15 protein-coding genes, 20 tRNA genes and 3 rRNA genes are annotated in these 18,999 nt (G+C 42.4%); 10 read left to right on the top strand and 28 right to left on the bottom strand.

Annotated features, from left to right (window positions below):
• Window positions 1–211: 211 nt before the first annotated feature.
• The 25 genes from CEF20_RS11415 to CEF20_RS11530 form a co-directional block, all read right to left on the bottom strand.
• Window positions 212–283: transfer RNA gene (locus tag CEF20_RS11415), tRNA-Glu, on the bottom strand.
• Between the two features lie 8 nt (window positions 284–291).
• Window positions 292–382: transfer RNA gene (locus tag CEF20_RS11420), tRNA-Ser, on the bottom strand.
• Between the two features lie 6 nt (window positions 383–388).
• Window positions 389–463: transfer RNA gene (locus CEF20_RS11425), tRNA-Asn, on the bottom strand.
• A gap of 6 nt (window positions 464–469) precedes the next feature.
• Window positions 470–543: transfer RNA gene (locus CEF20_RS11430), tRNA-Ile, on the bottom strand.
• A 14-nt stretch (window positions 544–557) separates the two neighbouring features.
• Window positions 558–631, bottom strand: a tRNA-Gly gene (locus CEF20_RS11435).
• 84 nt (window positions 632–715) lie between these two features.
• A tRNA-Phe gene (locus tag CEF20_RS11440) sits at window positions 716–791 on the bottom strand.
• Between the two features lie 21 nt (window positions 792–812).
• Window positions 813–889: transfer RNA gene (locus CEF20_RS11445), tRNA-Asp, on the bottom strand.
• 5 nt (window positions 890–894) lie between these two features.
• Window positions 895–968 (bottom strand) — tRNA-Met (locus CEF20_RS11450).
• Window positions 969–985: 17 nt separating this feature from the next.
• Window positions 986–1,078: transfer RNA gene (locus tag CEF20_RS11455), tRNA-Ser, on the bottom strand.
• 14 nt (window positions 1,079–1,092) lie between these two features.
• Window positions 1,093–1,169: transfer RNA gene (locus tag CEF20_RS11460), tRNA-Ile, on the bottom strand.
• Window positions 1,170–1,176: 7 nt separating this feature from the next.
• Window positions 1,177–1,250, bottom strand: a tRNA-Met gene (locus CEF20_RS11465).
• 21 nt (window positions 1,251–1,271) lie between these two features.
• Window positions 1,272–1,347 (bottom strand) — tRNA-Ala (locus CEF20_RS11470).
• A gap of 34 nt (window positions 1,348–1,381) precedes the next feature.
• A tRNA-Pro gene (locus CEF20_RS11475) sits at window positions 1,382–1,455 on the bottom strand.
• 22 nt (window positions 1,456–1,477) lie between these two features.
• Window positions 1,478–1,554 (bottom strand) — tRNA-Arg (locus tag CEF20_RS11480).
• Window positions 1,555–1,568: 14 nt separating this feature from the next.
• Window positions 1,569–1,654 (bottom strand) — tRNA-Leu (locus tag CEF20_RS11485).
• Window positions 1,655–1,661: 7 nt separating this feature from the next.
• A tRNA-Gly gene (locus tag CEF20_RS11490) sits at window positions 1,662–1,736 on the bottom strand.
• A 10-nt stretch (window positions 1,737–1,746) separates the two neighbouring features.
• Window positions 1,747–1,828 (bottom strand) — tRNA-Leu (locus CEF20_RS11495).
• Window positions 1,829–1,834: 6 nt separating this feature from the next.
• Window positions 1,835–1,907: transfer RNA gene (locus CEF20_RS11500), tRNA-Lys, on the bottom strand.
• Between the two features lie 24 nt (window positions 1,908–1,931).
• Window positions 1,932–2,007, bottom strand: a tRNA-Thr gene (locus tag CEF20_RS11505).
• Window positions 2,008–2,014: 7 nt separating this feature from the next.
• A tRNA-Val gene (locus CEF20_RS11510) sits at window positions 2,015–2,090 on the bottom strand.
• Window positions 2,091–2,097: 7 nt separating this feature from the next.
• Window positions 2,098–2,213 (bottom strand): 5S ribosomal RNA (rrf, locus tag CEF20_RS11515).
• Between the two features lie 72 nt (window positions 2,214–2,285).
• Window positions 2,286–2,414 carry a hypothetical protein gene (locus tag CEF20_RS17340; RefSeq protein ID WP_269799221.1) on the bottom strand — a complete coding sequence of 43 codons (129 nt, stop codon included), beginning with the start codon at window positions 2,412–2,414 and terminating at the stop codon, window positions 2,286–2,288.
• A gap of 86 nt (window positions 2,415–2,500) precedes the next feature.
• A 23S ribosomal RNA gene (locus CEF20_RS11520) occupies window positions 2,501–5,434 on the bottom strand.
• A 166-nt stretch (window positions 5,435–5,600) separates the two neighbouring features.
• Window positions 5,601–7,155, bottom strand: a 16S ribosomal RNA gene (locus tag CEF20_RS11525).
• The 16S, 23S and 5S rRNA genes sit together here with 20 tRNA genes alongside, the layout of an rRNA operon.
• A gap of 268 nt (window positions 7,156–7,423) precedes the next feature.
• Window positions 7,424–8,332, bottom strand: coding sequence for a DMT family transporter (locus CEF20_RS11530; protein ID WP_100331927.1), 909 nt, complete (start codon window positions 8,330–8,332; stop codon window positions 7,424–7,426).
• Between the two features lie 104 nt (window positions 8,333–8,436).
• Here CEF20_RS11530 and CEF20_RS11535 point away from each other — a divergent pair, with 104 nt between their 5' ends.
• On the top strand, window positions 8,437–9,132 hold the full coding sequence (locus CEF20_RS11535; protein ID WP_100332095.1) for an MgtC/SapB family protein: 696 nt from the start codon (window positions 8,437–8,439) through the stop codon (window positions 9,130–9,132).
• A 468-nt stretch (window positions 9,133–9,600) separates the two neighbouring features.
• Here the strand turns inward: CEF20_RS11535 and CEF20_RS11540 are convergent, their stop codons facing one another.
• The gene (locus CEF20_RS11540) at window positions 9,601–9,945 is read right to left on the bottom strand and encodes a YolD-like family protein (RefSeq protein WP_100331928.1); all 345 of its coding nucleotides are present in this window, start codon (window positions 9,943–9,945) and stop codon (window positions 9,601–9,603) included.
• A gap of 7 nt (window positions 9,946–9,952) precedes the next feature.
• On the bottom strand, window positions 9,953–10,171 hold the full coding sequence (locus CEF20_RS11545; RefSeq protein ID WP_100331929.1) for a WYL domain-containing protein: 219 nt from the start codon (window positions 10,169–10,171) through the stop codon (window positions 9,953–9,955).
• A gap of 402 nt (window positions 10,172–10,573) precedes the next feature.
• Here CEF20_RS11545 and CEF20_RS11550 point away from each other — a divergent pair, with 402 nt between their 5' ends.
• The 9 genes from CEF20_RS11550 (at window position 10,574) to CEF20_RS11590 (ending at window position 18,781) form a co-directional block, all read left to right on the top strand.
• Window positions 10,574–11,107, top strand: a complete 534-nt coding sequence (locus CEF20_RS11550) for a DUF421 domain-containing protein (RefSeq protein WP_100332096.1) — start codon at window positions 10,574–10,576, stop codon at window positions 11,105–11,107.
• A 586-nt stretch (window positions 11,108–11,693) separates the two neighbouring features.
• Complete coding sequence (locus tag CEF20_RS11555) at window positions 11,694–11,963, top strand: hypothetical protein (protein ID WP_232713446.1); 270 nt, start codon at window positions 11,694–11,696, stop codon at window positions 11,961–11,963.
• A gap of 185 nt (window positions 11,964–12,148) precedes the next feature.
• Window positions 12,149–12,994 (top strand): thermonuclease family protein, encoded by an 846-nt coding sequence (locus CEF20_RS11560; protein WP_100331930.1) that lies wholly within the window; start codon window positions 12,149–12,151, stop codon window positions 12,992–12,994.
• A 690-nt stretch (window positions 12,995–13,684) separates the two neighbouring features.
• Complete coding sequence (locus tag CEF20_RS11565) at window positions 13,685–14,140, top strand: stress protein (RefSeq protein ID WP_100331931.1); 456 nt, start codon at window positions 13,685–13,687, stop codon at window positions 14,138–14,140.
• A 109-nt stretch (window positions 14,141–14,249) separates the two neighbouring features.
• On the top strand, window positions 14,250–14,741 hold the full coding sequence (locus CEF20_RS11570; protein ID WP_100331932.1) for an ATP-binding protein: 492 nt from the start codon (window positions 14,250–14,252) through the stop codon (window positions 14,739–14,741).
• 107 nt (window positions 14,742–14,848) lie between these two features.
• Entirely contained in the window at window positions 14,849–16,162 is a 1,314-nt protein-coding gene (locus CEF20_RS11575; protein WP_100331207.1) for an IS1380-like element ISBco1 family transposase, read from the top strand.
• A gap of 194 nt (window positions 16,163–16,356) precedes the next feature.
• Complete coding sequence (locus CEF20_RS11580) at window positions 16,357–17,541, top strand: AAA family ATPase (RefSeq protein WP_157796258.1); 1,185 nt, start codon at window positions 16,357–16,359, stop codon at window positions 17,539–17,541.
• Window positions 17,542–17,649: 108 nt separating this feature from the next.
• Entirely contained in the window at window positions 17,650–18,501 is an 852-nt protein-coding gene (locus CEF20_RS11585) for a DNA adenine methylase (RefSeq protein WP_100331934.1), read from the top strand.
• A gap of 49 nt (window positions 18,502–18,550) precedes the next feature.
• Window positions 18,551–18,781 carry a hypothetical protein gene (locus CEF20_RS11590; protein WP_232713447.1) on the top strand — a complete coding sequence of 77 codons (231 nt, stop codon included), beginning with the start codon at window positions 18,551–18,553 and terminating at the stop codon, window positions 18,779–18,781.
• Between the two features lie 119 nt (window positions 18,782–18,900).
• Here CEF20_RS11590 and CEF20_RS16850 read toward each other — a convergent pair whose 3' ends face one another.
• Window positions 18,901–18,996 (bottom strand): ATP-binding protein, encoded by a 96-nt coding sequence (locus CEF20_RS16850; RefSeq protein WP_269799226.1) that lies wholly within the window; start codon window positions 18,994–18,996, stop codon window positions 18,901–18,903.
• Between the last annotated feature and the right edge of the window lie 3 nt (window positions 18,997–18,999).

An 18,999-nucleotide genomic window follows, 5' to 3' on the forward strand; every position in this document is an offset into this window, starting at 1 on the left:
TTCTGCCTTAATGATTGGCTCCAATATAGTTCTATATACCTATAAATAAACCAATATATAGGAAAATATTGAATGCTACCTCTTAAATCATAAATTCGTGTTCTTCAGCCTAAACCCTTTTTAAAATTTTGTTAATCCTTCGACAGTTTTCAACAAATTCCCATAAAAAAAACTGTTCTAAAGAGAAATCTTTAGAACAGTTTTTTAAAAATGACCCGTACGGGATTCGAACCCGTGTTACCGCCGTGAAAGGGCGGTGTCTTAACCACTTGACCAACGGGCCAGATTGAATGGCGGAGAAGGAGGGATTTGAACCCTCGCGCCGGTTGCCCGACCTACACCCTTAGCAGGGGCGCCTCTTCAGCCACTTGAGTACTTCTCCACAATATGGCTCCGCAGGCAAGATTCGAACTTGCGACCGATCGGTTAACAGCCGATTGCTCTACCACTGAGCTACTGCGGAACAAAGTGGGCCTGAATGGACTTGAACCATCGACCTCACGCTTATCAGGCGTGCGCTCTAACCAGCTGAGCTACAGGCCCATTATGATATATAATGGAGCGGGTGATGGGAATCGAACCCACGACATCAGCTTGGAAGGCTGAGGTTTTACCATTAAACTACACCCGCCTGATGATTAAATGCACAGAACAAATAATGGAAAACGATTCCATGTATTATAACTTAACCATTTCCAATAGAATCTTGGGGAAATGGTGGCTCAGGACGGAATCGAACCGCCGACACATGGATTTTCAGTCCATTGCTCTACCGACTGAGCTACTGAGCCAAAAAGCTTATGTACTTGCAGTGGCGGTCCGGACGGGACTCGAACCCGCGACCTCCTGCGTGACAGGCAGGCATTCTAACCAACTGAACTACCGGACCAGCGATTGCGGGAGCAGGATTTGAACCTGCGACCTTCGGGTTATGAGCCCGACGAGCTACCAGACTGCTCCACCCCGCGGCGATATAAGAGTGAAATGGAGGAGGAAGGGGGATTCGAACCCCCGCGCGGTTTGACCCGCCTGTCGGTTTTCAAGACCGATCCCTTCAGCCAGACTTGGGTATTCCTCCGTAAAATATATAAATGGTGGACCTTGCAGGACTCGAACCTGCGACCGGACGGTTATGAGCCGTCTGCTCTAACCAACTGAGCTAAAGGTCCAATAAAATAGCGGCGGAGGGGATCGAACCCCCGACCTCACGGGTATGAACCGTACGCTCTAGCCAGCTGAGCTACACCGCCGTAAATAATCATATTAAAATATGGTGGAGCCTAGCGGGATCGAACCGCTGACCTCCTGCGTGCAAAGCAGGCGCTCTCCCAGCTGAGCTAAGGCCCCTTGTCACTAATCTGATGCTCAAGCTTTATAGATATCGGGAAGACAGGATTCGAACCTGCGACCCCTTGGTCCCAAACCAAGTGCTCTACCAAGCTGAGCTACTTCCCGAAAGCTGATATGTATGTTTGAATGGCGCGCCCGAGAGGAGTCGAACCCCTAACCTTTTGATCCGTAGTCAAACGCTCTATCCAATTGAGCTACGGGCGCCTATATGAAAACAATGCCGAGGACCGGAATCGAACCGGTACGGTAGTCACCTACCGCAGGATTTTAAGTCCTGTGCGTCTGCCAGTTCCGCCACCCCGGCATAAGGATGGAGCGGAAGACGGGATTCGAACCCGCGACCCCCACCTTGGCAAGGTGGTGTTCTACCACTGAACTACTTCCGCTTAATGAAAATGCGGGTGAAGGGAGTCGAACCCCCACGCCTTGCGGCGCCAGATCCTAAGTCTGGTGCGTCTGCCAATTCCGCCACACCCGCAACATGTGAGCCATGAAGGACTCGAACCTTCGACCCTCTGATTAAAAGTCAGATGCTCTACCAACTGAGCTAATGGCTCGTACTAAAAAGAACATGGTGAAGATGGTGCCGGCAAGAGGACTTGAACCCCCAACCTACTGATTACAAGTCAGTTGCTCTACCAGTTGAGCTACACCGGCATTTATATGGTGGAGGATGACGGGATCGAACCGCCGACCCTCTGCTTGTAAGGCAGATGCTCTCCCAGCTGAGCTAATCCTCCAATATCGGCCTGGCAGCGTCCTACTCTCACAGGGGGAAACCCCCAACTACCATCGGCGCTGAAGAGCTTAACTTCCGTGTTCGGGATGGGAACGGGTGTGACCTCTTCGCTATCGCCACCAGACCATTAAAGACAAGTTTTATTATAACAAAATCTTATTGCTTTGCAAACTTTTTTATTATAATTTTTATTCTTTCAAAACTGGATAATATGTATCGTAACCTGCAATGCCTTGCCATTGTTTGTGCGGCCCAGCAGAAGGCGCTGAATGAGTGCCTTCCACTTTTCGTTTTGTCTAGCTGCAGCGGCCAGTCTCTCGGTCATAAGCCGTCACGCCTGTGTGGCCAAGAACGCCACTTCGGCGGTCCGTCTTATGCCTGCCGAGTCTGATCGGCCGCTTTCGCTTTTCGTTGGTTAAGTCCTCGATCGATTAGTATTCGTCAGCTTCACGTGTCGCCACGCTTCCACCTCGAACCTATCTACCTAATCATCTTTCAGGGATCTTACTAGCTTGCGCTATGGGAAATCTCATCTTGAGGGGGGCTTCATGCTTAGATGCTTTCAGCACTTATCCCGTCCGCACATAGCTACCCAGCGATGCCTTTGGCAAGACAACTGGTACACCAGCGGTGCGTCCATCCCGGTCCTCTCGTACTAAGGACAGCTCCTCTCAAATTTCCTGCGCCCGCGACGGATAGGGACCGAACTGTCTCACGACGTTCTGAACCCAGCTCGCGTACCGCTTTAATGGGCGAACAGCCCAACCCTTGGGACCGACTACAGCCCCAGGATGCGATGAGCCGACATCGAGGTGCCAAACCTCCCCGTCGATGTGGACTCTTGGGGGAGATCAGCCTGTTATCCCCGGGGTAGCTTTTATCCGTTGAGCGATGGCCCTTCCATGCGGAACCACCGGATCACTAAGCCCGACTTTCGTCCCTGCTCGACTTGTAGGTCTCGCAGTCAAGCTCCCTTGTGCCTTTACACTCTGCGAATGATTTCCAACCATTCTGAGGGAACCTTTGGGCGCCTCCGTTACCTTTTAGGAGGCGACCGCCCCAGTCAAACTGCCCGCCTGACACTGTCTCCCACCCCGATCAGGGGTGCGGGTTAGAAGTTCAACACAGCCAGGGTAGTATCCCACCAGCGCCTCCACCGAAGCTGGCGCTCCGGTTTCAAAGGCTCCTACCTATCCTGTACAAGCTGTGCCGAAATTCAATATCAGGCTGCAGTAAAGCTCCACGGGGTCTTTCCGTCCTGTCGCGGGTAACCTGCATCTTCACAGGTACTATAATTTCACCGAGTCTCTCGTTGAGACAGTGCCCAGATCGTTACGCCTTTCGTGCGGGTCGGAACTTACCCGACAAGGAATTTCGCTACCTTAGGACCGTTATAGTTACGGCCGCCGTTTACTGGGGCTTCAGTTCACACCTGCGCTAATGCTAAGCGCTCCCCTTAACCTTCCAGCACCGGGCAGGCGTCAGCCCCTATACTTCGCCTTACGGCTTCGCAGAGACCTGTGTTTTTGCTAAACAGTCGCCTGGGCCTATTCACTGCGGCTCCTCGAGGCTATTCACCTCAAAGAGCACCCCTTCTCCCGAAGTTACGGGGCCATTTTGCCGAGTTCCTTAACGAGAGTTCACTCGCTCACCTTAGGATTCTCTCCTCGCCTACCTGTGTCGGTTTGCGGTACGGGCACCTGTTACCTCGCTAGAGGCTTTTCTTGGCAGTGTGGAATCAGGAACTTCGGTACTTTATTTCTCTCGCCGTCACAGCTCCGCCTGTATGGTGACGGGATTTGCCTCGTCACCGGCCTAACTGCTTGGACGCGCATATCCAGCCGCGCGCTTGCCCTATCCTCCTGCGTCCCCCCATTGCTCAAATGGTAAAGAGGTGGTACAGGAATATCAACCTGTTCTCCATCGCCTACGCCTGTCGGCCTCGGCTTAGGTCCCGACTAACCCTGAGAGGACGAGCCTTCCTCAGGAAACCTTAGGCATTCGGTGGAAGGGATTCTCACCCTTCTTTCGCTACTCATACCGGCAGTCTCACTTCTAAGCGCTCCACCAGTCCTTCCGGTCTGGCTTCTCCGCCCTTAGAACGCTCTCCTACCACGGACACCGGTTGGTGTCCATCCGCAGCTTCGGTGATACGTTTAGCCCCGGTACATTTTCGGCGCAGAGTCACTCGACCAGTGAGCTATTACGCACTCTTTAAATGGTGGCTGCTTCTAAGCCAACATCCTGGTTGTCTAAGCAACTCCACATCCTTTTCCACTTAACGTATACTTGGGGACCTTAGCTGGCGGTCTGGGCTGTTTCCCTCTTGACTGCGGATCTTATCACTCGCAGTCTGACTCCCAAGGATAAGTCTTTGGCATTCGGAGTTTGTCTGAATTCGGTAACCCGATGGGGGCCCCTAGCCCAAACAGTGCTCTACCTCCAAGACTCTTCCCTTGAGGCTAGCCCTAAAGCTATTTCGGCGAGAACCAGCTATCTCCAGGTTCGATTGGAATTTCATCGCTACCCACACCTCATCCCCGCACTTTTCAACGTGCGTGGGTTCGGGCCTCCAGTAAGTGTTACCTTACCTTCACCCTGGACATGGGTAGATCACCTGGTTTCGGGTCTGCGACCTCATACTCATTCGCCCTGTTCAGACTCGCTTTCGCTGCGGCTCCGCCTTCTCGGCTTAACCTCGCATGAAATCGCAGCTCGCCGGTTCATTCTACAAAAGGCACGCCATCACCCATGAATGGGCTCTGACTACTTGTAGGCACACGGTTTCAGGATCTCTTTCACTCCCCTTCCGGGGTGCTTTTCACCTTTCCCTCACGGTACTGGTTCACTATCGGTCACTAGGGAGTATTTAGCCTTGGGAGATGGTCCTCCCGGATTCCGACGGAATTTCACGTGTTCCGCCGTACTCAGGATCCACTCAGGAGAGAGAGGCATTTCAGCTACAGGATTGTTACCTTCTCTGATGGGCCTTTCCAGACCGCTTCGCTTATGCCGCTCTTTTGTAACTCCGTGCAGAGTGTCCTACAACCCCAGAAGGCAAGCCTTCTGGTTTGGGCTGTTCCCGTTTCGCTCGCCGCTACTCAGGGAATCGCGTTTGCTTTCTCTTCCTCCAGGTACTGAGATGTTTCAGTTCCCCGGGTGTGCCTTCTCCTGTCCTATGGATTCAGACAGGGATGCTGTTCCATTACGAACAGCGGGTTTCCCCATTCGGAAATCTCCGGATCAAAGCTTACTTACAGCTCCCCGAAGCATATCGGTGTTCGTCCCGTCCTTCATCGGCTCCTAGTGCCAAGGCATCCACCGTGCGCCCTTTCTAACTTAGCCTAAAATGGCGATTACTCGGTATTGCTTGGTTACTTTATACGATATTATCCAGTTTTCAAAGAACAATGTTGATCTTTTGAAGGCATTCATCCTTCAAAACTGAACAAAATAAAACGTCACGTTTCGTTGGAGTAAGAACAGCGTTCTTACTTTCCGCTTTCCTTAGAAAGGAGGTGATCCAGCCGCACCTTCCGATACGGCTACCTTGTTACGACTTCACCCCAATCATCTGCCCCACCTTAGGCGGCTGGCTCCCGTAAGGGTTACCCCACCGACTTCGGGTGTTGCAAACTCTCGTGGTGTGACGGGCGGTGTGTACAAGGCCCGGGAACGTATTCACCGCGGCATGCTGATCCGCGATTACTAGCGATTCCGGCTTCATGCAGGCGAGTTGCAGCCTGCAATCCGAACTGAGAATGGTTTTATGGGATTGGCTAAACCTCGCGGTCTTGCAGCCCTTTGTACCATCCATTGTAGCACGTGTGTAGCCCAGGTCATAAGGGGCATGATGATTTGACGTCATCCCCACCTTCCTCCGGTTTGTCACCGGCAGTCAGCTTAGAGTGCCCAACTGAATGCTGGCAACTAAGATCAAGGGTTGCGCTCGTTGCGGGACTTAACCCAACATCTCACGACACGAGCTGACGACAACCATGCACCACCTGTCACTCTGTCCCCCGAAGGGGAAAGCTCTGTCTCCAGAGCGGTCAGAGGATGTCAAGAGCTGGTAAGGTTCTTCGCGTTGCTTCGAATTAAACCACATGCTCCACCGCTTGTGCGGGCCCCCGTCAATTCCTTTGAGTTTCAGCCTTGCGGTCGTACTCCCCAGGCGGAGTGCTTAATGCGTTAGCTGCAGCACTGAAGGGCGGAAACCCTCCAACACTTAGCACTCATCGTTTACGGCGTGGACTACCAGGGTATCTAATCCTGTTCGCTCCCCACGCTTTCGCGCCTCAGCGTCAGTTCCAGACCAAAGAGCCGCCTTCGCCACTGGTGTTCCTCCCCATCTCTACGCATTTCACCGCTACACGTGGAATTCCGCTCTTCTCTTCTGCACTCAAGTCTTCCAGTTTCCAATGACCCTCCATGGTTGAGCCGTGGGCTTTCACATCAGACTTAAAAGACCGCCTGCGCGCGCTTTACGCCCAATAATTCCGGACAACGCTTGCCACCTACGTATTACCGCGGCTGCTGGCACGTAGTTAGCCGTGGCTTTCTGGTCAGGTACCGTCAAGGTGCCGGCAGTTACTCCGACACTTGTTCTTCCCTGACAACAGAGCTTTACGATCCGAAAACCTTCTTCACTCACGCGGCGTTGCTCCGTCAGACGTTCGTCCATTGCGGAAGCTTCCCTACTGCTGCCTCCCGTAGGAGTCTGGGCCGTGGCTCAGTCCCAGTGTGGCCGATCACCCGCTCAGGTCGGCTACGCATCGTCGCCTTGGTGAGCCGTTACCTCACCAACTAGCTAATGCGCCGCGGGTCCATCTGTAAGCGACAGCCGAAGCCGCCTTTCAATCTTCCTTCATGCGAAGAAAGAACTTATCCGGTATTAGCCCCGGTTTCCCGGAGTTATCCCAGTCTTACAGGCAGGTTACCCACGTGTTACTCACCCGTCCGCCGCTGACTTAAGCGGGAGCAAGCTCCCGCTAAGTCCGCTCGACTTGCATGTATTAGGCACGCCGCCAGCGTTCGTCCTGAGCCAGGATCAAACTCTCCGATAAGATTGTTTGCTTAGCTCATATAATAAATTGAATTAACGTTGACGTTTATTTTGTTCAGTTTTCAAGGATCAATTTTATAAATGCGACTTTTCTAAGTTATCACATCTCATTCGTTTTAACAAGTGTTTTTTTGATAACTTTTTCACCTTTGTCTTTCGGACAAGTAATAATATATCATGATAAAAAAGATAAAACAAGTACTTTTCAAAAAAAAATCTCACTCTTCTTGTTCATCATCGTATAAAAGAAAGAGCGAGCGCAGCACTCCTCAGCTATCTGCGCTTCGTTTTTGGAAGTGCTCCTTGAGCCTTGCCGGATCTGCAACAAACAACATAATTCCGAACAATACGACTCCTCCTCCAACTATTTGTGTTTGAATAATTTTCTCTTCAAGCAGCCAATAAGCAAGCCAGCTGGCACCGACCGGCTCTAATAGAATCGCCATTGAAATGACCGAAGTGCTGACATACTTTAACGACCAATTAAACAGCGTATGCCCTAATAGATTCGAAATGATCGCTAAGAGAAGGAAATACACCCACTCCTCTATTGGGTACGGACCAAAGGGTACATCTTTGATCAGCACATAGAAAAAAAGAACCATCGTGCTATTTAAGTAAACAATGAAGGTATAAGTCATTAAGGACACCCTTTGGCGGATGGTTTGGCCGAATAACAAGTAGCCGGTAATTAAAGCGCAAGCCAGCAAAGCAAGCATGTCGCCGAAAAAGGCTTGGCCGCTGATTTTAAAATCTCCCCAGCTGATAATGATACTGCCTGCAACCGCCACTGCTCCCCCGGTTAATGCGCCGGCCGAAAACTTTTCTTTAAAAATGAAATAAGTGCCGGCAAAAGCAAAGAGGGGCTGCAACGTCACTAACACAGTTGAACTTGTCACAGAGGTGTAATTTAACGATTCAAACCATAGAATAAAATGAAAAGCTAAAAAAGTGCCGGAAACAAAAGAAAGTATCCAGTCTTTTTTCGAGATGTCTTTTAACTCCCCAACATTTTTCCACAAAAATAAAGGAGCCATTAACAGCACCGTAAACAACAGCCGATAAAAAGCGATAACTCCCGCATCTGCTGACGATACTTTGACTAAAATCGCTGATGTTGATACAGAAAATACACCAATCAGCAAAACGAAATAAGGGTTTATTTTAGGGCTTGCCATAAAGTGTCCTCCTAAGATGCGTTGCCATTCTCTGAGAATAGGATTCATTTAATCATTATTGTACTGTTAAGTCTAAGCATTTACTAGAGAGGAGGAATAAAATGATGGAATGGCTATTTGAAACAGACGTACTGTTAAAGCTAGTCCTTTCTGCCATCGTAGGGCTTGTGATCGGACTGGAGCGAGAATTAAAAAGAAAACCGGTCGGATTGAAAACGAGTCTAGTCATTTCCATCGTCAGCTGTCTCTTGACGATCGTCTCAATAGAATCAGCTTATAAATCTCCCGGCAGTGAATCGGTCAATATTACGATGGATCCCTTGCGCCTCGCCGCCCAAATTGTTTCCGGTATCGGCTTTTTAGGGGCGGGGGTTATCTTGCACAAAAACAACGACACCATATCCGGACTGACGACAGCCGCAATGATTTGGGGAGCTGCCGGTATCGGTGTGGTGGTAGGCGCGGGCTTTTTCGCGGAAGCCATCACCGGTTTAGCGCTGCTGATTTTCAGCGTAGAAATCGTTCCGCTCGTCTTTCGCATGCTTGGGCCCAGCCATTTTCAGGAGAAAGATCTGCTGATTAAAATGACCATCAGCAACAAAGACAATATCAATGACGTCATCGACAATATTGAAAGGGAAAAGCTGACGGTGACAAGATTGCGTATTAAAGATTTGAAGAAAGAATCGCATTTGCTCCAATTTCGTGTTTCTGTACATTTTCAAAGAAGAATAACGGAAGTGTATCACACCATTTCTGAGATTCCTTTTGTAGAAAATGTGGAAATTGAAAACATTTGAATATGCCGATCTGATAAAGCTTCTCTTAGAAGCAGGGAGTTTACGGCAACTTAGATGCAGGATGAAAGCCCGGCTCTCGCGTGATCACTCAGCCTTCAAGCCCAGCGCGGGAGCAGGTTCTTTGTTTGCTTGTTGTCTAAAAAATAAAAAAACAGGAATAATTTCATGAAATCAGGGAATATCATAACAATAACACGCACCGAACCAGTTAGCTATAGAAAAGGAGGGATCACATGTCGACTAAATATACGCGATTAACAGGCGGATCTATCTTAGTCGTTTCCATCATCGCTACGATATTCTTCGCATAAGAAACAGCCTGCACCGTATCCTGCAGGCTGTTTCTTATATTATATAGAAAAATTCAAACTTGATTCACGGATAGAACCGGCGCTTTTTAGACCCTATCTCTCCATCTGCTAAAGCATCCACAGATGGTACACAGAGAGTGATCAGCCGGTCAGAGCGTTATGAATTTACTATCTCCACCCCGATAATGTCTGCAAATCGGATTCTTGCGAGGGCATCATCGCCGTCTTTGAGATAAATCCATCGGCCCACCTCGTCTAACCGATGAATTCGTCCAGCCTTTTCCTCAATAAGGCCTTCTATCCAGCAGCGCAAACGAATCGGATAAGCAAACGCCATGGCATAGTGAATTGTTTCTTCAAACTCTCTTATTTGCGACTCATCCAGCTTCGGCTTCTGTTCTTTGTTCATATCCGTTTCCGGCCATTGACGAAGCATGGCCGTGTGCTCAGTTAGCATCATCGCCGTCCATTTCTTCGCGCCTCGATCCTTTATTTTTTTCATTTTCTCATCAAGCCCCTCTTTTGCGATACTTAGCTGTGCCCACAGAAAGAATATGGCTCAGCTTGAATGTCCGATACTGTCTTTTCCAGCAGCAGTAGGCTTTGATATATTGTTCATCCATGTCCAACACCTTCATCCACCGCTCTGTTACTTCCCCTCTGCTATCCATATAAATCATCAGCAGTGGAACTCCATTTTCCTTTGAGCGCAGCAACAGTCCTTTCATCTCTTCCCCTCCAACGAGAACGTTTGTTTCTATTTTATACAAACATACGTTCTTTTAGAAGTGGAAATTTACGGAAGAGGGAGTCTCCAAAGAGAATAGATGAACAGATATTTATAAGTAAAAATCCCCCTAAAGCAGACGCTTTAAATGAATGAACCATTCGCCAGACAGCCGCTGTCCATGCGCAGTGCTTCATATAGATGTTCAGCACTTTTCATTTCCCTGATTAGCTTCTATTGCATATCTTTGTATATCTTCTCCCGGTTTTATCCACACTATAGAAACAAGGCAAAAACACGGCGGTGATTCTTTTTGGACTGGAGCTTAATCTGGAAATCCATCATAACGATTGTCTTCAGCATATTGCTCATACGGTTCTCAGGAAAAAAGTCCATCTCTCATATGACGACTGCTCAAACGGTTATCATGATCTCGATCGGCACCCTTTTAATTCAGCCCTTAGTTGGCAAAAATATATGGGCCACGTTTGGGATTGCGATTATACTTATTGTTACTTTTATGCTGATTGAATGGATACAAATGAAATGGGATTTTGCGGAAACTTTGTTTACAGGGCGCTCAAAGGTTGTCATCGAAAACGGAATATTAAATGAAAAGAATTTAAAGAAGGTCCGGCTCTCCGTCGATGATCTTGACATGCTTTTGCGGCAAAAAGGCATCGAAAGTATACAAGATGTCAAATGGGCGACCTTTGAACCAAGCGGGCAGTTAGGCTACATGCTTGCCGACCAAAAGAAGCTTGCTACCAAGGAAGACCTGGATGCCCTTCATCAAGCGCTCAATGCCCTTGCCCAACAGCTCAGCAGCAGCCATTTTGTCCAGCAGCCCAAACAACCCTCTCCAGATGCAAACTCTAATACATTTACAGAAGTCAAAAACGGGTACAATCCTTCGCGGCCAGAGCGGCTTCAATAGTACTGGCCGTTTTCTATTTAGGGGATTATCTCGAAATACCTGTGCTTTCATAACCCTTTATTTTAAACGAGTCTTTTTTATGTAAAATATTTATTCATTTCGAAAAATATAGTACAATACACACAGGAATAAAAGGGTGATTTCTTTCTTAGAAGTCGCATCAAAAGCTTCTATCTAACCTAAATGTCTAACCATTACATTTTTTAGAATGAACCCACTCAGCTTTTGTAGACCTGTTGCTTTCAGAGGAAGAAGTTTATTCATATCATGATGTTAATCCATCGTTATATGAAATTAGTGAAATGTAAGGGATACCTAGATACTTAGCTCATCTAATATCGAACAAAAAAATTTTCAGCCTTTTGATGGTACTATTTTCTTTATATGTATTAGCGATACATATAAAGAAAATAGACGTCCATAAGTACTCTACCACCCTCCACATTGCACATTAAGCACAGCTTAATGTGCTTATAACGAAGTGCTATTTTCACAAACACTATAGACTACTAAAGAATTAGTTTGTTAATGAGCTTAGCTCATTTTCAATATAAAATATGGGAGGTATTATTATGGGACACTTGATATGTTTAAAGGCGATGAAGCCAAAAATGATAAAAGAATGAGCCCGCATTTTGCTTTTGCCACTTCTTTGCTTTACATGATGGGATCAGATGGGAATTATGATAACGAAGAGTTGGGACAATTACTAACTGTTTTAGACGGAAAGAACAAAAGAGGCACCGTATGTATTGGTGACAACAACGATGATTTAATGGAAAAAACAATTAAGTGTGTTCGGGAAATTTCTAAATGCTTTCAGTATATCAGAAGATCGATTCAAACCATTTTTTGAGGTTATTGTACTCAAAAACGACCGTTCTGTATTTTTAAATCAAAATCATCAAAAAAATAAAGAAGGCTTCAAAGTTGAGCTTTCAGTAAAATAATAGTCTAATATCTCAGTAAAAACCCTCTCATATTAGGGCTTCTATTTTCGAAAAGTATTCCCCTCTGTATTTGGAAAGGAAATGATCTATTATGACTAATCAAAAGGGCTGCATCGGCTGCTTAGGAGCTTTAATTTTAATTGCTATCGTATTTTTCGCCATTGTCATTAATCATCTCTTGACAGCCGAAGCCCCTAAAGAAGATACAGTAGAAGAAGAACAAACTCAGACGGCGAGTGCTCCGGAGAAAACACCATCAACCAAAAGTAACACCGGTACTCCTTCTGTACCCGGGGCAAAAGTGAACGGACGACTTATTGCTACGGTTCTATCAATCGTCGACGGAGATACCATTAAAGTTAACCTAGATGGAAAAGAAGAAACAATTCGTTTAGTTTTAGTAGATACACCAGAAACGAAACATCCGAGAACCGGCGTTCAACCATTCGGCCCCGAAGCATCTAAATTTACTACTAAACAACTATCAGGAAAAGAAATTCAAGTTGAACCCGGCATTCAAGAGCGTGATCGTTATGGCCGTCTTCTCGCTTACGTGTACATAAGAGACAAAATGTTTAATAAAATACTTCTTGAAAAAGGCTTAGCGCGAGTAGCTGTTTATCCGCCTAACACAAAATATCTGGATGAATTTGAAAAGATTCAAGCAGCGGCTAAACGAAAGAAAGTTGGTATTTGGTCCATTGAAAACTATGCTACAAAAGATGGATATAAAACAAAAGAAAAAGAACAGAAAGCCCCAGCTCCGAAGCCAGCTCTAAAAGCTGAGCCTAAACCAGAACCACAGCTGAAAAAAGAAAATGTCTACTTCAAAAATTGCGCTGCAGTTAGAGCTGCAGGTGCTGCTCCTATTCATCGAGGTGAACCTGGATATGGTTCCCACCTTGATCGGGAAGGTGATGGAATTGCATGTGAATAACTGAATTTTTTAAGTAGAAGGCCCTCTCTTGGGCTTTTCCATCACAGAAAAAGAACATAATCGAATAATAAAAGCCTAGTTATGAAATTTCATGAAAACTAAGAGATTTTCATGAGATTTCCGTTGATTTTCTTCTCAGCAGAACTGACAATCCCAATATTCAAACTGACGACGAAAAAGAAATACTCAAATTCTTTTTAAATCCTGAATTGAATTTAATTTGTTCTTTAAAGAAATGAAGGAGTCTCCAGAGGAGCAATTAGAGGATTTGCGGGAGAGCTGGAAGATCATTAAGAAGAGAAATAATAGCACGCTGCGACGTGTCTTTATTTTAATCATATGATGGTGCTATTTTCATCATTTGTATAGATTATTCATATGTTTTTTCAACTAATTTATATATTTTCGCGGAGGGGGCAAAAAGTGAAATACACATTTAAAAGTGTGGTAACCCAAACGTAAAACTAAAAGACAATATGTACTATGTAAAACTAGCAAAAGTTTCAGGGATACTTTGTTGTTTCACAATAGTATTAATTCCATTTGGTATTGGCTTCTTTGTAGCTGCCGCTCAATAGAAAAAAACAGCTAATAGGTATGGTTCAATGTCGAAAATGCGGAAAGACAAAGAACTTTAAACACAGGGAATTATATGTATCTTAACGCTCAACTCAACGGGAGGGTAAAACATTGAAAAAAATTATACCATTTTTATCACTATTATTGATATTATCATTAGTTGCTTGCGGAAACTCATCTTCGACATCTAAGTCAGAATCAAACGAAAAAGTACAGAAAGAAGAAAAGGTAACGGTCGATACAATAATAACCGCTTTTAAAGATGCTGGATTAGAAGCCGAAAACCCAACAGAATTAGAGAACAAAGAATTTGGAAATACCCGAGAAGCAGGAAAAAGAATACTTGTCCCCTCTCTTGGTGAAGACGCTGGTGGCAGGATTTTTGAATTTAAGAACGCATCTGGCTTAGATGCTGCAAAAACATATTATGATGAGCTCGGAAACTCAGGTCCTTTATTTTACTCCCATACATACAGCAAAGGGAATTTTCTTCTACAGATGAATGGTGACATGAAGGATGATCAATTTGAAAAATATAAAAAAGTCATGGATGAAATGATTAAATAAAAGGCCCCTAGCTGGGCTTTTCTTTTGAATAGATTTTTTATTAATTTAGTTTAGTAAAACTAGACAAAGTATGTGTTAATTATATAGAACTAAAAGTGAGGGAGAAACTATGTTCAATGCACCTGCTACACCTAAAGAGTTAGGTATGTCTAATAAGGATATTATAGTGAAAAAGGTTCACGGTATTTATATAAAAAAATTCAGAAACTTGTTTAATACTCAGATAGATTTATCTGATCGAATTACCTTAATTTCTGGACATAATGGCACAATGAAATCAACTTTAATTGGATTATTTGTTCAAAACTTTAATTCTGAAGAAAAAGACCTTTTTGGTTTCGATTTAAAAACAAAATTTGGAGAAATATTCAAATTATCTACTATATATGATAAAGAAAAATATGAATATGATTTAATTATTCAGGATAAAAACGGATTGGATATTAAGATACCCGTTTACACCAAACCTAGAAGTAAAGCAGATCCTAGCCCCAGAATAGTAACTGGGGGAAATACAATCAAGGACGGTAATTTAATTCACAATACAAATTTTTTAAACTTGAACCTGAATTATTCACAGAAATTCAGAAACTTATTATAACTTATGGATTACCAAGCCTTTTCGGCTTTATTGTAATTCATTAAAAAAATGAAAAAAGAATCCATTTCTGTTAAAGTTAAAGTAACCAAACAAAAAGGACTTTTTATATGGTTACTTTAACGCAAAAAACACTTGATTTCAATCATAAAATTAAATTGTCAAATGATGGAGGTTCTCTTTCCTCCGATACAGGTGAGTTTCTTTTTAGAGAATTCGATGAAAAAATTGGTTTTTCAAAGACTTTAGTTAAGTACTTGAGACTTAACGATTCAAGGAAATATTATCTTCATTCAAATGAAAACTTGTTACGTCAAAAAGTCTATCAAATCATTGCCGGGTATGCGGAAGATGATGCGGCTGATCAGTTGACTCATGATCCTGTGTTTAAGGAAATCATTGAAACTCCAACACTTGCTTCCCAGCCCAGTTTGTCTCGCTTTTATACACGATTTGATAAAGATTCAATTGAACAATTAAATCTGGCTAACCAAGAAATGCTTGATAAGATTCATTGTTTTCGACAATCGAAAGAGTTATTTATCGACTTGGATTCGACTCATTCGGATACATATGGGGACCAAGAATCTTCGTCATATAATACTCATTATGGCACGATGGGTTTTCATCCATTAGTCGCCTTTGATGGTGCGACTGGTGACTTTTTGAAAGCACAACTCCGTCCCGGAAATGTTTATACATCAAATGGTGTGGTGGAATTTATTCGGCCTCTCATTAAACATTATAACGAAATGTTTCCGGAAACTACCCTGTTTCTTCGTGGAGATAGCGGGTTTACTGTTCCGGGATTATACGATCTGTGTGAAGAAGAATCTGTTTTGTATATTATTCGGTTGAAATCGAATTCACAACTACAAAGTTTAGCGAAGGAATACCATCCTTCTTCCGCACCTTTAGATGTTTCCAAGACGGAAACCTATTATGAAGAAACGATTTACCAAGCAAAATCATGGTCAAAACCAAGAAGGGTGATTATTCAATTGGTACGTCCTGCAGGTGAGCTGTTCTTTACCCATTCCTTTTTTGTTACTAACTTTGAATTAGCTTTTCCTCAAGATATCGTCCGAGCTTATCAAAAAAGAGGGACGATGGAAAACTATATCAAAGAAGCAAAAAATGGCTTTTACTTTGATCATATGAATAGCCACGCTTTTCTAGTGAACGAAGTAAAAATGATGTTAACACTTCTTGCATATAATTTGACCAATTGGTTACGAACTCTTTGTTTTCCGGAAGGTCAAAAAACTATGCAAATTGATACGATACGTACTCGGTTAATTAAAGCGGCAAGTAAAGTCGTGAAATCAGGTAGATCCCTTTACTTCAAACTATCATCGAGTTTTGTGTATCAAAATTTCTTTTGGGATGTACTGAATCGAATTCAAAAACTACAATTGGAATGACCAATAGAATACTTCTCATAACTGAAAAAAATAAATTTTTCAGTCAAGGGGGAAGTATGCCCAAAATACCAGAGTTGTTCTATTGAAAATTCAGTTATTTTATGAATTGGCTACGGTTCTTAATTAAATACCGTTATGTTCAACTAATTTAACAAATTTTATCAAATGGGATTTGTAGCTATGAATATTTCAGGTTGAATAGACTATATTCAATACACACTACTAATTCAAAACCCTATCCTATTACACTTTCTGATGAAGAAAAAGAATTCGTAACCAAATTTTACAATGTCGTTTTACAAAAAAATTCATATAAAAAAATGGAGTCAGTTAGTGATAAGCAGATTAAAAAAACATTTGCTCCTTCTGATGGCACATATAACTATGAGTCAATTTCTTCTGGAGAAGATAACTTAGGAAGAATTGTTAATAGTTTAATCTCTTTTATGAGAATCAGCAAGTCAAGAAAAGGAAAAAACGACTGTTTTAATGGGATTTTTTGTATAGATGAAATGGAAGTAAGTTTACATCCAGTAGCACAAAAAAATTTATTTGACTTTCTCTATAGATGGTCTAATCAATATAAAATACAAATTATAGCAACAACTCATTCCTTACCATTAATAAGACACTCAATCGAAGGTGAAAAGAAAGGAAAAATAATAAAGAATTATTACCTTTCAACACTTTATACAGATGAAATTGATGTCATTAAAAATCCTTCATATGAAAATATCTATAGAGAGCTTACATTTGATTACAACCAAACTGAAAAAAAAGAATTACCTAAGATAGATATACTATGTGAAGATGATTTAGCTAAACGATTTATTAGATATATGGTTTCAAAGCAAGATATTCTAAAAAGAATTAATTTTATTCCTTTTGATGACACAGATGGATTTCCATATACATTCCTTACAAAGCTTTGTAATACCGCTAGCTCTTTTGTCAAAAATACAATTATAATATTCGATGCTGATATTACTGATGGTGACCTACAAAAAATAAAAAAAAGGGATAATATTCTGCGTCTTCCTGACCATTCTTTAAAGCTGCCAATTGAACAATTATTTGTTAAATATATATTTGATAAAGATAAAAATGATGAAATTTTTTCAAAGGTTCTAAAAATGCCTAAAGCTGCATTTATTTCAACTTTAAATGATGCAAATATTTATATAAAAAATGATAATTCCTTTAAAGAAATAGAAGCAAGACACTTTAAAAAGTGGTTTAAAATTAATGAAAAAATTGTAAAAAAACTTTTCAATAACTTTTCTAAAAATGTTACAGGGCGTGAGAGTTTTGTAAAAGAATTAGTTCAAAAGTTAAACAAAATTAATGTTAGAAATGGATATCCTGAAATAAAAATTTAGATTCAATTATCCTATTTAAAAGCAAAGATAGAATTTTTCAATCCATAGAGCAAATAATTGGCCAAACCTGTACTTATTCTTTTATCCTTTTACAAAGGAGGTGAAAATATGGCTAGTCTATCCCCTTTAAGATACCCTGGTGGAAAAGATAAAACTTCTAATTACATAAAACATTTAGTTGTTAAAAATAATATTTCTACTTACATTGAACCATTTGCCGGTGGAGCAGCTGTAGCACTTCGCTTGTTATTAAATAATGATGTAAAAAAAATCATTATTAATGATTTTGATAGAAGTATTTATGCACTTTGGAATACGATATTAACGAATTCAGAAGCGTTAATATCTTTAATTAATAATACTGAGATTACTATTGAAGAATGGCACCTTCAAAAAGAAATACAAGTAAATAAAGAAACATCAGATGAACTTTCACTAGCATTCTCCACCCTCTTTTTAAATCGGACGAATCGTTCTGGAATCATTAAAGCTGGGGTAATTGGTGGAAAACATCAAAATGGACAATATAAGTTAGACTGCAGATTTAACAAACAAGATATCATTAAGCGGATTAGAACTATTGCATCAAAAGCTGACTGTATTGAGGTTCACAATATGGATGCTAAAGACTTTATTACTGACGTTATAAAGCATACGAGAAAATCTCTCACATTCTTTGACCCTCCTTACTACAATAAAGGGCCTGAATTATATACAAATTTTTATTCCCATAAGGATCATGTAGAATTGGCCAAAGTCATAAAAAAGCAAATGCCTAATAGATACTGGATTTTAACATATGATATTGCTGAACAAATTGAGCAATTATATAAGCGATTTGAACACCATGAATATTATTTAAACTACTCGATTGCAAAGCCTTCAAAAGGAAAAGAATTCATTTTCTTTTCAAGAAAGATGAATATTGGCCAGATTGATAATTATTTAAAAATTGTCTAGTCCCCATTCTTAACTAGTGGGGCTTTTCTTTCACACTGAAAAAGAACGTATGTTCGAAAAAGAAGAGAAATACATGATGTCTGAATTTGAAATAAAACGATTAGAGAAGGTGAGACGTGAAGCTCTAAAGAATCAAGGCAAGCACGAATGGGTTACTGTTCCTGTATTTGAAAGAATTTATATGATCGGGGATGAACTATATGGTGAGTTTAAAGGAGATAGTACGCCAAGAAGAGTCAAAGATTATACCATTGGAGCTTGTCAATCCAAAAGGGATTAATTTTTTTATGCTCGAATCGAACATACACTCCGCAAAGTTTTTTATCAGTTAAAGAAGTGTATCGCTACCTAGTTATCTAGGAAGTGTAATCGTCAACCCAAAAGTTGACCACCCTCTTGTTAGGACGAATACGTTTCTTTGAAACGATAACTGTCCCCATTCATTGGGAATAAATGTGCCTTGTGTGTGATTCGATCTAACAAGGCGGCGGTCATTTG

It is taken from the genome of Bacillus xiapuensis (genome assembly GCF_002797355.1).
Taxonomy (GTDB): domain Bacteria; phylum Bacillota; class Bacilli; order Bacillales; family Domibacillaceae; genus Bacillus_CE; species Bacillus_CE xiapuensis.

Excerpts from the sequence above, each read along its gene's own strand:
- CEF20_RS11570 (WP_100331932.1), top strand. The coding sequence starts at position 14,250 with ATGTTCAATGCACCTGCTACACCTAAAGAGTTAGGTATGTCTAATAAG.
- CEF20_RS11555 (WP_232713446.1), top strand. The coding sequence starts at position 11,694 with ATGTTTAAAGGCGATGAAGCCAAAAATGATAAAAGAATGAGCCCGCAT.
- CEF20_RS11585 (WP_100331934.1), top strand. The coding sequence starts at position 17,650 with ATGGCTAGTCTATCCCCTTTAAGATACCCTGGTGGAAAAGATAAAACT.
- CEF20_RS17340 (WP_269799221.1), bottom strand. The coding sequence starts at position 2,414 with ATGACCGAGAGACTGGCCGCTGCAGCTAGACAAAACGAAAAGTGGAAG.
- CEF20_RS11540 (WP_100331928.1), bottom strand. The coding sequence starts at position 9,945 with ATGAAAAAAATAAAGGATCGAGGCGCGAAGAAATGGACGGCGATGATG.
- CEF20_RS11560 (WP_100331930.1), top strand. The coding sequence starts at position 12,149 with ATGACTAATCAAAAGGGCTGCATCGGCTGCTTAGGAGCTTTAATTTTA.
- CEF20_RS11545 (WP_100331929.1), bottom strand. The coding sequence starts at position 10,171 with ATGAAAGGACTGTTGCTGCGCTCAAAGGAAAATGGAGTTCCACTGCTG.
- CEF20_RS11535 (WP_100332095.1), top strand. The coding sequence starts at position 8,437 with ATGGAATGGCTATTTGAAACAGACGTACTGTTAAAGCTAGTCCTTTCT.
- CEF20_RS16850 (WP_269799226.1), bottom strand. The coding sequence starts at position 18,996 with ATGACCGCCGCCTTGTTAGATCGAATCACACACAAGGCACATTTATTC.
- CEF20_RS11550 (WP_100332096.1), top strand. The coding sequence starts at position 10,574 with ATGACGACTGCTCAAACGGTTATCATGATCTCGATCGGCACCCTTTTA.
- CEF20_RS11530 (WP_100331927.1), bottom strand. The coding sequence starts at position 8,332 with ATGGCAAGCCCTAAAATAAACCCTTATTTCGTTTTGCTGATTGGTGTA.
- CEF20_RS11590 (WP_232713447.1), top strand. The coding sequence starts at position 18,551 with ATGTTCGAAAAAGAAGAGAAATACATGATGTCTGAATTTGAAATAAAA.
- CEF20_RS11575 (WP_100331207.1), top strand. The coding sequence starts at position 14,849 with ATGGTTACTTTAACGCAAAAAACACTTGATTTCAATCATAAAATTAAA.